The organism is Christensenellaceae bacterium 44-20, from assembly GCA_041223705.1.
Classification (GTDB): domain Bacteria; phylum Bacillota; class Clostridia; order Christensenellales; family Christensenellaceae; genus QANA01.
Genome location: JBCLQU010000001.1, coordinates 37,774 through 51,576, shown reverse-complemented (window position 1 = coordinate 51,576; position 13,803 = coordinate 37,774). Strand labels below are relative to the sequence as shown.

The 13,803-nt window shown below is 53.4% G+C and carries 15 protein-coding genes, 1 tRNA gene and 1 other annotated feature; of the genes, 9 read left to right on the top strand and 7 right to left on the bottom strand.

The window, feature by feature from the left end; all coding sequences use genetic code 11:
• Positions 1-6 precede the first annotated feature (6 nt).
• The 3 genes from AALG83_00290 to AALG83_00280 all read right to left on the bottom strand — a co-directional run bounded on the left by AALG83_00290 (position 7) and on the right by AALG83_00280 (position 2,457).
• Positions 7-564 (bottom strand): XRE family transcriptional regulator, encoded by a 558-nt coding sequence (locus AALG83_00290; protein MEY8381606.1) that lies wholly within the window; start codon positions 562-564, stop codon positions 7-9.
• 66 nt (positions 565-630) lie between these two features.
• Positions 631-854, bottom strand: a binding site (T-box leader).
• Positions 855-888: 34 nt separating this feature from the next.
• Positions 889-1,374, bottom strand: a complete 486-nt coding sequence (locus AALG83_00285) for a hypothetical protein (protein MEY8381605.1) — start codon at positions 1,372-1,374, stop codon at positions 889-891.
• A 21-nt stretch (positions 1,375-1,395) separates the two neighbouring features.
• A complete protein-coding gene (locus tag AALG83_00280) occupies positions 1,396-2,457 on the bottom strand; it encodes an LCP family protein (protein ID MEY8381604.1) in 1,062 nt (353 codons plus the stop codon).
• A 175-nt stretch (positions 2,458-2,632) separates the two neighbouring features.
• Here AALG83_00280 and AALG83_00275 point away from each other — a divergent pair, with 175 nt between their 5' ends.
• Positions 2,633-3,025 carry a VOC family protein gene (locus tag AALG83_00275; protein ID MEY8381603.1) on the top strand — a complete coding sequence of 131 codons (393 nt, stop codon included), beginning with the start codon at positions 2,633-2,635 and terminating at the stop codon, positions 3,023-3,025.
• An 82-nt stretch (positions 3,026-3,107) separates the two neighbouring features.
• Here AALG83_00275 and AALG83_00270 read toward each other — a convergent pair whose 3' ends face one another.
• On the bottom strand, positions 3,108-3,323 hold the full coding sequence (locus tag AALG83_00270) for a chorion class high-cysteine HCB protein 13 (protein ID MEY8381602.1): 216 nt from the start codon (positions 3,321-3,323) through the stop codon (positions 3,108-3,110).
• A 389-nt stretch (positions 3,324-3,712) separates the two neighbouring features.
• On the opposite strand from AALG83_00270, the gene AALG83_00265 reads away from it, so the two are divergent.
• Positions 3,713-5,101 carry a glycine--tRNA ligase gene (locus AALG83_00265; GenBank protein ID MEY8381601.1) on the top strand — a complete coding sequence of 463 codons (1,389 nt, stop codon included), beginning with the start codon at positions 3,713-3,715 and terminating at the stop codon, positions 5,099-5,101.
• Between the two features lie 101 nt (positions 5,102-5,202).
• Here the strand turns inward: AALG83_00265 and AALG83_00260 are convergent, their stop codons facing one another.
• Together AALG83_00260 and hflX are read right to left on the bottom strand one after the other, a co-directional pair.
• Complete coding sequence (locus AALG83_00260; GenBank protein ID MEY8381600.1) at positions 5,203-6,018, bottom strand: hypothetical protein; 816 nt, start codon at positions 6,016-6,018, stop codon at positions 5,203-5,205.
• Between the two features lie 102 nt (positions 6,019-6,120).
• Positions 6,121-7,926: a GTPase HflX gene (hflX, locus tag AALG83_00255; protein ID MEY8381599.1), complete on the bottom strand. Its 1,806-nt coding sequence runs from the start codon at positions 7,924-7,926 to the stop codon at positions 6,121-6,123.
• Between the two features lie 178 nt (positions 7,927-8,104).
• Between hflX and AALG83_00250 the strand changes: the two genes are divergently transcribed.
• Positions 8,105-8,181 (top strand) — tRNA-Arg (locus AALG83_00250).
• 454 nt (positions 8,182-8,635) lie between these two features.
• Here the strand turns inward: AALG83_00250 and AALG83_00245 are convergent.
• The gene (locus AALG83_00245) at positions 8,636-9,013 is read right to left on the bottom strand and encodes an Hpt domain-containing protein (GenBank protein ID MEY8381598.1); all 378 of its coding nucleotides are present in this window, start codon (positions 9,011-9,013) and stop codon (positions 8,636-8,638) included.
• Between the two features lie 248 nt (positions 9,014-9,261).
• Here AALG83_00245 and AALG83_00240 point away from each other — a divergent pair, with 248 nt between their 5' ends.
• The 6 genes from AALG83_00240 (at position 9,262) to AALG83_00215 (ending at position 13,802) form a co-directional block, all read left to right on the top strand.
• Positions 9,262-9,585: a cupin domain-containing protein gene (locus AALG83_00240; GenBank protein ID MEY8381597.1), complete on the top strand. Its 324-nt coding sequence runs from the start codon at positions 9,262-9,264 to the stop codon at positions 9,583-9,585.
• A gap of 480 nt (positions 9,586-10,065) precedes the next feature.
• Complete coding sequence (locus tag AALG83_00235; protein MEY8381596.1) at positions 10,066-11,358, top strand: glycosyltransferase family 2 protein; 1,293 nt, start codon at positions 10,066-10,068, stop codon at positions 11,356-11,358.
• Between the two features lie 101 nt (positions 11,359-11,459).
• Complete coding sequence (locus AALG83_00230; GenBank protein ID MEY8381595.1) at positions 11,460-11,909, top strand: GNAT family N-acetyltransferase; 450 nt, start codon at positions 11,460-11,462, stop codon at positions 11,907-11,909.
• Positions 11,910-12,057: 148 nt separating this feature from the next.
• Positions 12,058-12,570 carry a MarR family transcriptional regulator gene (locus tag AALG83_00225; GenBank protein MEY8381594.1) on the top strand — a complete coding sequence of 171 codons (513 nt, stop codon included), beginning with the start codon at positions 12,058-12,060 and terminating at the stop codon, positions 12,568-12,570.
• On the top strand, positions 12,567-13,517 hold the full coding sequence (locus AALG83_00220; protein MEY8381593.1) for a beta-ketoacyl-ACP synthase 3: 951 nt from the start codon (positions 12,567-12,569) through the stop codon (positions 13,515-13,517). The genes AALG83_00225 and AALG83_00220 overlap by 4 nt, the downstream gene beginning before the upstream one ends.
• A gap of 66 nt (positions 13,518-13,583) precedes the next feature.
• On the top strand, positions 13,584-13,802 hold the full coding sequence (locus AALG83_00215) for an acyl carrier protein (protein MEY8381592.1): 219 nt from the start codon (positions 13,584-13,586) through the stop codon (positions 13,800-13,802).
• The last annotated feature ends 1 nt before the right edge of the window (position 13,803 follow it).

Below are 13,803 nucleotides of genomic sequence, written 5' to 3'. Positions count from 1 at the left end.
CCTTCCTTACTTTGCAATGATTGCCAGAAACCGGCAGGGTTTGCCGCCCTCGGCCTGCATCGCGTGGGGATACTTGGAGTTGAAATAGATTGCGTCGCCCGGGAAAAGCGTCTCGCTCTCTTCGCCGATATACAGCGTCATGCTGCCCTCCAGAATATAGTTGAATTCCTGGCCGATATGGCTCTTCTTATGCGTCGCCGCGTTGACGTCGCTCGGATCCACCGTTACCAGGAAGGGCTCCATCACTTTGTTTTTGAACAGATAGGAGAGATGCTGGTATTTATATTCCGTGCGGCGCTTCATCTCCAGGCCCTCCCCTGCGCGCACGCAGGAATACATCGAGAGCTTGGCGCCCTCTCCCATCAGCAGATCCGAAATATCCACGCCGCACTTATCCGCGACGGTATAGAGAAAGCTGAAGGAGAAATCCTTTTCTCCCGTCTCATAGGAGAGGTATTCTTCCTCGCTCATGCCCACAGCCTCTGCCATCTCTGCCGCAGAAATCTCCAGAATATCCCGCAAATCCCGAATTCGCTGTGCAATCAGTGCAATATTTTCTTTCATGCCCATTTCTCCTTCCATGTTCTGCGCTCCGCGCGCTGCTGCAAAATAAAAAACGCCCCTTGCATTGCAAGGGACGAAAATTTTCGCGGTACCACCCAGTTTGACGCCTCGCGGCGCCCACTCTTTTTGGCTCTATCAAGCCTATGCCAATAACGAGGCAACCCGGAGACCCCTACTTTTCTTTCAGGGCTCAGCTCCAAAGGGATGGGCCTGCTTTTTCGCAACCGCTTTCCACCAGCCAGCGGCTCTCTATCTGCTCCCAAAGCGACCTTCTTTTTCAGCGCTTTTCTTTTTTTGCTATCATAGCATAGGCAAGTTTGCTTGTCAACCCAAATTTATTTTCTCGCTCTGAACGAGGAAGATATTGCTCTTGTCGTTCCAGATGACGTGCTCTCCGTCGATATTCTGGAAGTAGTTCCCGTAAAGATCCGTCACTTCGCTGGGCTGAGAGCCGACCTGCGGCGAGCACTGCACCGTCCCGTATAGAACTCCTTCCCACTCGGGATCAATGGCAAACTCCGCGTAGATGTTCTCTCCGCTGACGGAGTACTCCTTGGAAGCCAGCTCTTTTCCCTCGTAGCTATCCACGGAGAATTTGACGACTGCGCCCTCTTGCAGGTTGCTGGAAAAATTGATGCGCAGCGTCTCTCCTGTGATTTCCGCCGTGCAGCTGCCCTCTAGCTTCACTTTCTCCACGCCCTCTTTTGGCTCAAGCCGTTTCAGCCCGGCGCTGCCGCCGCAGGATACCAGCAGCATCGCTGCCAGGGCAAGCATCAGGCAAAGCGCCGAAATTCTCGTTTTCTTTTTCATTCTTTTCCCCTTATTCTTGGTTTAGTTCGTTTCCTTGGGATTATAGAAGTGCTCCAAAACAAAATCATAGAGCTCATCTTCATGGATCAGTTCATAATAGTGGCCGTCATCGCTGGTAGTGGAAGGGACGCGCCACTGGGTGATCTTATCCGTCGTGAAGCCGGTATCTGCAAACTGCGCAAAAGCCAGAATCTCCTCCAGCGTCATATCCGTCTTGATAAACTGGATGAGCTTATCGTAGAGCTTGGTCGCGGATTTGACGGCGCCCATGCTCTGCACCTTTTTGATGAAGGAGATGATGAACGTCTGCTGGCGCGCGCCGCGGCCCTGGTCGTTGCCGCCGCTCTTGCGGTTCTTCAGATATTCCTCCACATTGGCGCTGGTGATGGTAACTTCCTCGCCCTTCTTGCCGATGGTGCTGAGGTCTCTGTCCAGCACAACCGGAACACCCCCGATGCTGTCTGCCAGCGGGCCCATGCCGTCCATATCCATGCACATATAGTAATCGATGGGAATATCGAACGCACCGTCGCAGGAAATGAGCTCCTTGACGCAGTCCACGGTATTCTTGTATCCAAAGGCGTTGGGGCCGCCGCCCTGGGCAAACGACTCGTTGATTTTCTTGACTGTCGTCCCCTTGATTTCACCGGTTTTGGGATCCAGCTTGTTCATCTTGACTTTGCTGTCTCTTGGGATAGACATCATCGTCATCGTCCCATTTTCATAGTTGACCGAGCAGAGGATGAGCACATCCGGCCGCCAGCCCATATGCTTCTTTTCCCGCTCCTTATCCGAATCCAGGCCCATGATGAGCAGGTTGACGATCTTCTCCTCCATGACGTGTTCCTGATTGTTCTTATCCACTACGGTTACGCCTGTAACCGAAGGCTTTTTCAGCGTGCTGAAAGGATCGGCCTGAATGCTCTTGTATTTGTTATAAGCCCAGATCAGCGTTCCGCCGCAGACGCACACCATCACGCCCAGCAGAATGGCAAGCCCGCGAATCCAGCCGTGATATTTGCTCTTCCTTTTTTTCGCCGTATTTCTCCGTATATTATTATGGTTTGGTTGTCTTTGAGCCATCTTGACCTCCGCATTCACCTCAAAATCTAACTCTGCAATTATATCATCCTAGGCCAGTCTTTTCAATACAACTTTCCGCCCAAGACGCAACAAAATTGTTAATTTCTGCGCCACCTGGCTAGTCAGGCGGCTGCTTTTTCGCTATAATTACCATAAATTAGAAAGGAGAACTGGCATGTCTCAACCTATTTTAGGGCTCAGCCATATCGGCCTGCACGTCCGCGATTTGGAGCGCTCAAAAAAATTCTATGTGGAAATTTTAGGCTTTGCTATCACCTGCACAGCGCCCCTGGAAAACGGAACTGTGCTCTGTTTTCTTCGAAACGGCGACTGTGAAATCGAGCTGATCGCAAAACCAGACTATCAGCCGCGGCAGGATGGCCATTTTGAGCATCTCTGCCTGAAAACTGCAGATCTGGATGCGGCCATCGCGCATCTTTGCGCGCACGGCATCCAGATGGAGGGAGCTGCCCGCAGCATTTCAAACGTCTATCACGGCGTTCGGCTGGCCTTCTTCCGCGGCCCGGACGGCGAGCTTTTGGAGCTGAACGAATTTGCGGAATCATAAAAAAAGAGCGGCAGATGCCGCTCCTTTTTTATTGCGCATAAGCGTCTATGTCATCGTTTGTTTCTTGGCGAACCCTTCTCAATTAGCAGCCGCAACCGCAGTTATTCTCCTGGCAACCGCAGCCATTGTTGTTTCTATTGCCGCAGCAGCACAGAAGCAGAATGATAATCCAGCAGCAATCCATGCCGCCGCCGAAGCCATTGTCGCCGCAGCCACCGCAGCACAGAAGCAGAAGGATGATAATCCAGCAGCTATTGCCACCAAAACCGCCACAACCATTGTTACAACCACAACCCATAGTAAAGTTCCTCCTAATCGGAATAATTTTGAGCTTTCAAAGCTTACTGTATAGTACGTTGGAAGCAGAAAATTGTGCCGAATTTTCTCAAAATTTCTTTCTTTTTTCCCGCCCCGCAAATATTGACTTTTCTCCTGCCTTTCTATATGATAGAAGGAAAAGAGCATATCGCAGGTTGGGCGTAACGGCAGAGAAGGCCAGAACAAAGAGACGCGGTGGATGGTGCAAACCGCGCTGGCGCGCTGCTATCGGCAGCCCATAGAGACCTTTTTTGAAAGTGGGCTTTTGGCCAAATAGGGTGGAACCACGGAAGAGATTCTTTCGTCCCTATAAGGCTGAAGGTTTTTTTATTTTATACGCACATCAATACGAATTTTAGGAGGTTTGGTATGCAGAGAAGCGAAAAAACAATGGATAAAGTCGTCGCGCTGGCGAAAAACAGAGGCTTTGTTTTCCCCGGCTCGGAAATCTACGGCGGCCTCGCCAATACATGGGATTACGGCCCGCTGGGCGTCGAGTTCAAGAACAACGTCAAAAAAGCCTGGTGGCGCAAATTCGTCACCGAGTGCCGCTATAACGTCGGCCTGGACTGCGCCATCCTGATGAACCCGGAAACCTGGGTCGCATCCGGGCATGTGGGCGGCTTCAACGACCCGCTGATGGACTGCAAGGAGTGCCACGAGCGCTTCCGCGCGGATAAGCTCATCGAGGACTACGTATTCGAGCACAAGCTTGATCTGGACGTCGCCGCGATGGATAACAAGCAGATGGAGGAGTTCATCGCCGAGCATATCCCCTGCCCCACCTGCGGCAAGAACAACTTCACGCCCATCCGCAAATTCAATCTGATGTTTAAAACCTTCCAGGGCGTCAACGAGGATACTGCCTCGGAAATTTTTCTGCGCCCCGAGACGGCCCAGGGCATTTTCGTCAACTTCAAAAACGTGCTGCGCAGCACCCGCCGCAAGATGCCCATGGGCATCGCGCAGGTTGGCAAATCCTTCCGCAACGAGATTACCCCCGGGAACTTCACCTTCCGCACCCGTGAATTCGAGCAGATGGAGCTGGAGTTCTTCTGCAACCCCAAGGAGGAGATGGAGTGGTTCTATTTCTGGAAGGACTACTGCAAGAACTTCCTGCTCAGCCTGGGCATGCTCGAGGAGAGCATCAAGCTGCGGGATCACTCCCCCGAGGAGCTTTCGCACTATTCCAACGCCACGACGGATATCGAATACCTCTTCCCGTTCGGCTGGGGCGAGCTCTGGGGCATCGCAGACCGCACGGATTTCGACCTCAAGGCGCATATGGAGCATTCGGGCGAGAACTTCACCTATCAGGATCCCATTACCAATGAGAAGTATGTCCCCTACTGCATCGAGCCCTCGCTGGGCGCAGACCGCGTCGCGCTGGCATTCCTCTGCGAAGCCTACGACGAAGAGCAGCTGGAGAACGGCGAGACGCGCACGGTCCTGCATCTGCATCCCGCCCTGGCGCCCTATAAGGCCGCAGTTCTGCCCTTGCAGAAAAAGCTCTCCGAGAAGGCGGATGAAGTCTACGAGATGCTCTTAAAGCACCATAACGTCGATTACGACCTCTCTGGCAGCATTGGCAAGCGCTACCGCCGCCAGGACGAGATTGGCACGCCCTACTGCATCACCATCGATTTTGAGACGCTGGATGACGGCTGCGTTACCGTCCGGGATCGGGATACCATGGAGCAGATTCGCATGCCCATTGAGAATCTTCCGGCCTTCCTGGATGAGAAAGAGAGCTTCTAGCTAAGGCCAAATCAAAAAAGGATCCGCCGCTTGGCGGATCCTTTTTTGATATTCTGCACAGTTTCAAAAACGAAAAGAGGCCGGAAAACCGGCCTTTTTTCTTAGCGCTGGGAAGGGTCTTCTCCCTGCTCTGCCCCGTTTTGCTGCGGCTGATCGGGCTGTGCTCCAGGCTGCTGAGCAGGATTGCCCTGATACGGCGCGCCGCCCGGATACTGCGCATTTGGGTTTTGCTGCATGGGCGGCTGATAGCCCTGCGGCGCAAACCCGCCTGCCGGGTTCTGATAGCCCTGATACGGCTGATACTGGCCCTGCCCATAATAGGGCGGCTGGGCGCCGTAAGGAGCATATCCCATCGGCCCCTGCTGGCCATAAGGCATGCCGTCGTCCCGCTTTCTCAGGCCAAAGATGACAAAGGGGATGATGACCGGGAAGAAGATGGACAAAACCAGCATGGTCGTCGCGCTGTTCGGGTTGGCAGATTTGTAGATCCGATACAGGGCGATATAGGAGAACACCAGCAGCGTAATGCTGATGATCATCCCAGTCAGAACCACAATGCCGCTCCCTGCACCGTAAGCACTGCCATATCTGCCGTAAGTATAAAGGCTGACGCTGCCAATGCCGATATTGTTCAGCACGATGCTGCCGATGGTCAGGCCCAGCAGAATCCAGCGCAGCCCCATGGATTTTCCCTTGGTGCGCTCATCATAATCGTCTGCAATGGCGCCGACCACAAAGCTTGGAATCAGCCAGGCAAGCCAGGGCGTCTGCACTCCTCTGCGTTTTCCCATGGTATACAGGCCAATTCCCGCAAAGACATAAAAGAGAACCACCAGTGCCAAAACGATCAGAATCAGCACGATTGCGATGCCAGCCGCCGCAGCCCAGACACCGTCGTAATAATAATCTCCATACATAAAGAAACAATACCTCCTTGCCATATTATCCTATGCTAGATATATTTGGCTTTGGTTTAAGAGTAGCACCCCGCCCTGCAAAAATCAATATATTGTGCAAAATTACTGGCCCAGAATGCGTTTTGCCCAGATCTCCGGCAGCTTTGCCCAGACGCTTATGCCCTGCTCCTCATATTCTACCCGGATCTCCTCCGCGTATTTTTGCAGCTGCGCCAGCTTGGCCCCCTCCTGGTAGCCAAGCTTCAAGCTCACCTCAGCCATCTTAGGCTGAAGCCTGGCTTCGATCGCCGCCAAAAGCTCGGGGATACCCTGCCCTGTCTTGGCAGAAATGCAGAAGGCGCTCCGGGTGTTTTCCGGGACATCCTGCACCAAATCGGCCTTGTTATAGACGCGGAACGCCGGCTTATCGCCTGCCCCAAGCTCCTCCAAGACCTCCCGCACAACCCGCGACTGTTTTTCGGCTTCGGGGCTTGAAAGATCGGTTACGAGCAGCAGCAGATCCGCCCGGTTTGCCTCTTCCAGCGTCGAGCGGAATGCGCTGACCAGATCGTGCGGCAGCTTATGGATAAACCCGACGGTATCCGTAAACAGCATTTCCTTGCCGGACGGCATCTGCACCTTGCGCGTTACGGGATCCAGCGTGGCAAACAGCTGATCCTCCGCATAGACGCCCGCATCCGAGACGGCGTTGAGCAAGCTGCTTTTGCCCGCGTTGGTATAGCCCACCAGCGCGATTTCGGGGACATTGTTCTTCTCCCGCTGTTCCCGGCGCAGGCCGCGCTGAAGCGCCAGCTTTTCGATCTCCCCTTCCAGCTCGTAGATGCGCCGGCGGATTCTGCGGCGATCCATCTCCAGCTTGCTCTCGCCCGGGCCTCTGGTCCCGATGCCCGCTCCCAGCCGGGAGAGCGCCAGGCCCTCTCCCATGAGTCGGGGCAGGTTATATTTGAGCTGAGCCAGCTCAACTTGCAGCCGCCCCTCCCGGGTTTTGGCCCGGCGGGCAAAGATATCCAAAATCAGCGTCGTCCGATCCACTATTTTGACGCCCAGCTGTTCTTCCAGGTTGCGCGCCTCGATGGCAGAAAGCTCGTCGTTGAAAATAGCCAGGTCTGCCTCCAGCGCAGAAACCGCCAGGGAGATTTCCTTCACTTTTCCCCGCCCAATATAGAGCCCTTTTTCCCGGGGCCGATCCTGCACAAACTGCGCGACGCTCTCTGCGCCGGCCGTCTGCGCCAAAAGCGCCAGCTCGTCCATCTCTGCCTGCGTGCAGTTCAGCCCCACGAGAATCGCCCGCTCAGTCTCTTCCTCCGTGGCCTGGGTGCGCACGAGATCCGCCACCCGGCGGGTCGCCCGCTCAATCTCTTCCATCAAGAAACGGTTGGGCAGCCTGCGGATGAAAAACGGGCCTGCAAAAACCGCCTCGCCCAAGCTCTCCCCGATAAAGCCTGCGCACAGGCTCTTGGGCACGCCGTCTGCAACAGCCAGCGCCGCCATGCAGTCCATCCGCGCGGAAAGCAGCGTGCCGACGTCCACATCCGAAAGGTGCGAGCTGCCGCCCGGGTGCGTATGAATACAGCGCACGCCCGAAAGGCCCATGGTGCCCCGCCGTTTTCTCATCACAGGCAGGGAGACGTTATCCTCGCTTCCGATGGAAATATCCAGCACATTCCCGCTTCTGGAAAGAAAAATGGAGATCTCCCGGTTTAGCATGCAGGAGTATTTTGCCAGCGCATCGGCCAGCTCCTGCGTCAGAAATTCGCCGCGCGGGCACTGTGCCTCATAGAGCAGTTCCAGCTCGTCTAATATATTTTGTTTGATTCCTTCTGTTTTTCCGTTGATCAAGTAGTTTTCTCCTTTTGCCGGCAGCTGAGCATATGTGCTGAAGATTTGGCTTTCCTGCGCTGTTTTCATTTTCGGCCGGACAATTTACTCCAAAAAGATAAGATTTGAAAGGTCTTTTCGGCCGGGAAGCCCTCGCTTGGAGCGCAAATTTTTCTTTTTGCCTTTAATAATATTACCATATATTTTGAAAATTTGCATCGCGCACCGTCTTGCCAACGCAGGGAAAGTGTGCTAAGATATCCATGTTGTATCCGTAGCTCAGCTGGATAGAGCGTTGGACTCCGACTCCAAAGGTCAGAGGTTCGAATCCTCCCGGGTACGCCACGTCGCAGCAAACTACGCTGCACACAAAGCCCTCGGCAATATGCCGAGGGCTTTGACGTTCGCCCCGTTGCCGCCCCTCTTCCGCAAAAAAGCTCGGCCTCGCTCTCGAATAAAAAACGTTCGCTCGTCCCTTGCTCGGTTTTTTATTCCCCGCTTGCCTACCACTTTTTTGCGGTTATGCGCCTGCGGCGCTTTTACAAAAAACAAAAAATCTATTTTGCAAGTATTAAACAAGGCTTCAAAATGCAAACCCCTTATTTATCTTTTTAAAAGGTGCGTTTGGCCTTCTACTCAAAAGACCCGCTATTTAAGCGGGTCTTTTTCTATTTGGCATAGGGCAGAGCAAGGCGCCCTGCTCGCTTCATTTTTTCGCACCATGCCCTATCGCCCCAATTTAGCGCGCGCTTTCTCTTCTGCGGCTTATCACGGTGAATCATTTTTCCGGCCAATTCAGCTATACGCTCTCCGCCAGCTGCTGAACACAGCCGATGGTGAACTCGTAGTCCTTTTCCACTGCCTCAAAGGCAGGCTGGATATCCTCGCCATATTCCTGCCGATCCCGCAGCACGTCGCAAAGCTGCGCAGAGGACGCATAGAGCTTTGTCAGCGAGAGATTCTGGGTGATGCCTTTTATCGTATGCGCCACCCAAAAAGCCTCGGAGATATCCTTTTGCTCCAGCGAACTGCATAGCAGCGCATAGCTGGAATCGCTCGACACCTTGAGCAGGAATTTTTTCACCCGCTCATCCGTCCTGAGCCTGCTCATCACATCCTCATAATCTGAGCCCATTGCCTGATAACATTGCTGCACCGTCATCCTCGTATCCTCCATTTCTTTTCTCCTGATCGCGCAAATCAGTTTATTTCTCTGCAATATCTTCATAGAAGCACTGGTAAACACGCTCTATCTCGTCGCAATCCGGCGCTTTGAAGCCGAGCTGATTTCCGGAATCTCCATTCCCATCCCGGCAGCGGCTTACTAGCGGGTGCGGCGGGATTTGCAGAAAATATTGCAGGCTCACTAAACTATTAACAGCAAGCGGGCATAATAAAAATATCATCTTATATAGGAGGGGCGGAATGTATAAAAACATCAAAAAAGAGCAAGTGCTGTCGCTCAAAGATCAAATCGCGTATCAGCAGGGGCAGGTCATGAGCAAAACGCTGGTGCAAAACGAGCTCGTCAGCGTTACAATCTTTTCCTTTGATCAGGGAGAGGAAATCTCCACCCATGCCTCCGGGGGCGATGCAATGGTAACCGTGCTGGATGGCAAAGGGCGCTTCACCATCGGCGGCCAGGTCTACTATCTGGAGCAGGGGCAGACGATCGTCATGCCCAAGGATATTCCCCACGCTGTATACGGCGAAGAACAGTTCAAAATGCTGCTGATCGTCTCTTTTTAGGCGGCCGCATCAAACAGCGCTCCGAAAAGCTGGTCTTCGGGGCGCTACTTTTATATCTGCCTTCTGATACATCTTTAAAAAGCAGTCGCGCCGCTCCGCCGCTTCCTTGCGCACTTAGCGTGGCCGAAGGCGTCTTCAACATGAAGCAGCCCTTTTTGTCGTCATGATAAGCCCTCCCATTTTAAAATCTACGCCGGCAGTATCATGGCTTGCGGAAAAGTAAATATACATATAAGTATCATGCAAAAAAGCCGGCTCGCGCAAACATGGCAGGCTCGCTTTTTCAAAAAATATTATTTTTGAACGGCGCGCCTATAGGCTTTGTTTCGACATCTTCTGTTACAAATTCATCTTTTTTGCCACAAAATTATATATATTTTGTAAATAGTTCGCAAGTGTTTTTTAAAATTTCTTTAAGCCGCTTGAATCGTATCCCCCGGGATGCTATTCTTCGAATGGGAAAATTATGGAGGAAACAAAATGGAATTTATCAAAACCTTCAATATGATTATTTTTATTCTCATCACGGCGATGTACGCATATCAGATGTTTTATATCGTCGTTGCCTTGGTTGGCAAGCATCGGGATAAAAAGAGATTGAAGTCTGGAAACGCCCCTCAGACAGAGGCAAAGCAGCACCGCTACGGCGTTCTCATTTCGGCGCGCAATGAAAGCTCTGTCATCGGCCAGCTGATCGATACAATCAAGGGGCAGAAATACCCCAAAGAGCTTGTGGAGGTTTTTGTCGTCGCAGATAACTGCACAGACAACACGGCGCAGGTCGCCAGCGAGCATGGCGCCATCGTCTACCGCCGGTTCAATAAAATACGCGTGGGCAAGGGCTATGCCCTGGATTACGCATTCCATAAAATCGCAGCCGAATACGGCGATTCCTATTTCGACGGCTACTTCGTGTTCGACGCGGATAACCTGCTGGATGAGCACTACATCGAGGAGATGAACAAGGTCTTCAGCCAGGGCTACCGCGTCATCACCAGCTACCGCAACTCCAAAAACTTTGGGACCAACTGGCTCTCTGCCGGCTATGGCCTGTGGTTCCTTCGGGAAGCCAAATACCTCAACAACCCCAGAATGCGGCTGGGCACCAGCTGCGCCATCTCGGGCACGGGCTTCCTTCTCTCCAGCGCGATCATCCGCGAGCAGGGCGGCTGGATTCACCACCTGCTGACCGAGGATATCGAGTTCACCGTGGACAATGTTTTAAAGGGCGAGACCATCGGCTACTGCGAAACGGCTGTGCTCTACGACGAACAGCCCGAGGATTTTGCGCAGTCCTGGCATCAGCGGATGCGGTGGTGCAAAGGGTTCTACCAGATCATCTGCAAATACGGCAAGCGCCTCATCTGCGGCATCTTCCGCAAAGATGCCAACAACTTCGCCTGCTATGATATGACCATGACCGTCATGCCGGCGACGTTCGTCTCGCTGCTTTCCATGGTCGTCAATGCGGTTTTCCTGTGCGCCGCGGCGTTCGGCTCCCGCATTAACCCGATTTTGATCCAGCTGACCAGCCAATCCCTGCTCATGTCTTTGCTCAACTACTACATGACGCTGTTTGTCGTCGGCGTGCTCACGACCATCACCGAGTGGAAGGCCATCAAGTGTCCTGCGTATAAGAAAGTTCTGTATACGTTTACCTTCCCTCTCTTCCTGTTCACCTATATTCCCATCTCTCTGGCCGCGCTGTTCCAGAAGGTGGAATGGAAGCCCATCGAGCACCGCGTGGCAAAAACGCTGGATGAAGTCCGATAAGAAAAAAGAGCTGCCTTCGGGCGCTCTTTTTTTATTGCCGGCCTGAATTTAAAGTATCTTATTATATAATAGAGAGTAAAAATTAAAAGGAGACACAGCTTATGCAGATCCGCCCGCTCTTATCGGCCCAAATGGAGCAGTGCCTCTCTCTTGTGCGCGGTGTATTCGATCGCTTTGAGGCGCCGGATTACAGCCGGGAGGGCATCGCTTCTTTCTATGCCTTTCTGGATTCTGTTCCCGGGCAGTTCAGCTCCGGGGCGCTCAAAATCTGGGCGGCTCTCAGGGAAGATCGCCTAGTTGGCGTGCTTGCCATGCGGGATGGGCGCCATATCTGCCTCTTGTTCGTGGATCCCTGTTTTCATAGGCAGGGGATCGCCCGCTCGCTGGTTCAAACGGCGGCGGCTTTCGCCCGGGAAAACGGACAAGAGCAGCTCACCGTAAACTCCTCGCCCTATGCCGTACCCGCCTACCACCGCCTGGGCTTCTCGGATCTCGGCCCTGAGCAAACGGCAGACGGCATCCGCTTTACGCCCATGCGCTGCCCGCTTTAGCTGGGCGCTTTTGCATGTTTCATGCCGGATTTTTGCTGTTTTCCCCGGATGCCGCGCTCTCCCTTTTCCGGCATTGACACAGCCTTTTTTTGGATCTATAATACTCCTATTGATTAGATAATCTAACTAATTAAAAAGGAGGGAAATCGTGCAAAAAGGTATGTTTTCGGAGATCAACCATCTGCTGGTGGATATTTTTCGCAGCATTCTCTCGGTAGAGGAACAGACGCTGCGCACCACCCGGCTGGATTTGAACATTGGCGAGCTTCATATTTTAGAGACCATCGGCCAGCACTGCCGAAAAGATAATGCCGGCTGTTCCATGAGCCAGATTGCGCAGGATCAGGAGATCACGCTTCCCTCTGCGACAGTCGCAATTCAAAAGCTGGAAAAAAAGGGATTTGTGCAAAAAGTGCGCTCCAAAAAGGATGCCAGGGTCGTCCGCGTTACGCTGACCCGTTCAGGCCGCCGCGCGGATGCGGCGCACCGCTATTTTCACGAGCAGATGGTGCGCTCGCTGCTGCGCGAGGCAAGCGATGAGCAGGCTCCTATCTTATTGAGTGCGCTGAAAAATCTCAATGAATTTGTGCATAAGCAGGCGGCAGAGGCCATGGCGCTCAATCAAGGCATCTACCCCGCCGGAAAGAAGGCATTATCTTGAAAATTATCGGAACTGGCAGCGCGGCCCCTAAGCTGCGCATCACAAACGACGATCTTTCCGCTTTCCTGGATACTTCCGATGAATGGATCCGCACGCGCACGGGCATTGTGGAGCGGCGCATCCTGACGGATGAGGCCCTGGAAGATTTGGCGGCAGAGGCGGCGGAAAAGGCGCTGGCCCAGGCTGGGCTCGGCGCTGGGCAAATAGACTATATCTTCTGCTCCAACGTTCTAAGCCCCTATCTGACTCCGGCGCTCTCCTGCGTCATCCAGGGAAAAATCGGCGCGGCCTGCCCGTGCATCGATTTAAACGGCGCCTGCGCGGGTTTTCTCTATGCCCTGGAGATGGCCGAGGCTTATCTGAAAAGCGGGAAATGCAAAAACATTCTCATCGTGGCCGCAGAGTGCCCCAGCCGCATGGTCGACTGGACGGATCGCGCGACCTGCGTGCTCTTTGGCGATGGCGCGGCGGCGGCAGTCGTCTCTGCCGGGGGCGAGGACGCCAGCTTTTTGATGCACACCTCCTGCGATGCCAGCGTTTTGCACGCATATCACGCTTCGGGAAACTGCCCTTATATTGCGCCGGCTCCCTCTTCCCCGCTCTTTATGAACGGCCAGGAGGTCTATAAATTCGCCGTTTCCAGATCGACAGAGGATCTGCGCGCGCTTTGCGCAGATCGCGGCATGGATCTCTCGCAGGTGGGCCATTTTCTGCTGCATCAGGCCAACCTGCGCATTCTGGAAGCAGTGCGCACCCGGCTCAAACAGCCAAAAGAGAAATTCCCGCACAATGTCGAGCTGCACGGCAACACATCTTCCGCCGGCATCGCCATTCTGCTGGATGAGCTGAACCGCGGCGGCGCACTGCAAAAAGGCGAATACCTGGCCATGAGCGCTTTTGGAGCCGGGCTGACCAGCGGTGCCTGCATCCTGAAATGGGAGCTATAGTATGATTGTAACGGCAAAGGCCGCTGCAAATAGATGAATTTATTATTTATTTTGGAGGAAATGAACATGACATTTGAGAAAGTTGCACAGATTCTGGCGGATTACAAGGATATGGATGCCAGCGAGATCAAGATGGAGAGCACGTTTGCAGACCTCGGCCTGGATTCTCTGGATACCGTTGAGATCATCATGAACCTGGAAGATGAGTTTGGCATCAGCATCGAGATGAGCGAGGCCCTCAAAACCGTCGCGGATGTCGTCGCGCTGATTGACGAGGCAAAATAGC

Coding starts and splice junctions, on each gene's coding strand:
- AALG83_00215 (MEY8381592.1), top strand. CDS start 13,584: ATGACATTTGAGAAAGTTGCACAGATTCTGGCGGATTACAAGGATATG.
- AALG83_00230 (MEY8381595.1), top strand. CDS start 11,460: ATGCAGATCCGCCCGCTCTTATCGGCCCAAATGGAGCAGTGCCTCTCT.
- AALG83_00235 (MEY8381596.1), top strand. CDS start 10,066: ATGGAATTTATCAAAACCTTCAATATGATTATTTTTATTCTCATCACG.
- AALG83_00240 (MEY8381597.1), top strand. CDS start 9,262: ATGTATAAAAACATCAAAAAAGAGCAAGTGCTGTCGCTCAAAGATCAA.
- AALG83_00265 (MEY8381601.1), top strand. CDS start 3,713: ATGCAGAGAAGCGAAAAAACAATGGATAAAGTCGTCGCGCTGGCGAAA.
- AALG83_00290 (MEY8381606.1), bottom strand. CDS start 564: ATGAAAGAAAATATTGCACTGATTGCACAGCGAATTCGGGATTTGCGG.
- AALG83_00275 (MEY8381603.1), top strand. CDS start 2,633: ATGTCTCAACCTATTTTAGGGCTCAGCCATATCGGCCTGCACGTCCGC.
- AALG83_00270 (MEY8381602.1), bottom strand. CDS start 3,323: ATGGGTTGTGGTTGTAACAATGGTTGTGGCGGTTTTGGTGGCAATAGC.
- AALG83_00245 (MEY8381598.1), bottom strand. CDS start 9,013: ATGGAGGATACGAGGATGACGGTGCAGCAATGTTATCAGGCAATGGGC.
- AALG83_00260 (MEY8381600.1), bottom strand. CDS start 6,018: ATGTATGGAGATTATTATTACGACGGTGTCTGGGCTGCGGCGGCTGGC.
- AALG83_00280 (MEY8381604.1), bottom strand. CDS start 2,457: ATGGCTCAAAGACAACCAAACCATAATAATATACGGAGAAATACGGCG.
- hflX (MEY8381599.1), bottom strand. CDS start 7,926: ATGAAAACAGCGCAGGAAAGCCAAATCTTCAGCACATATGCTCAGCTG.
- AALG83_00285 (MEY8381605.1), bottom strand. CDS start 1,374: ATGAAAAAGAAAACGAGAATTTCGGCGCTTTGCCTGATGCTTGCCCTG.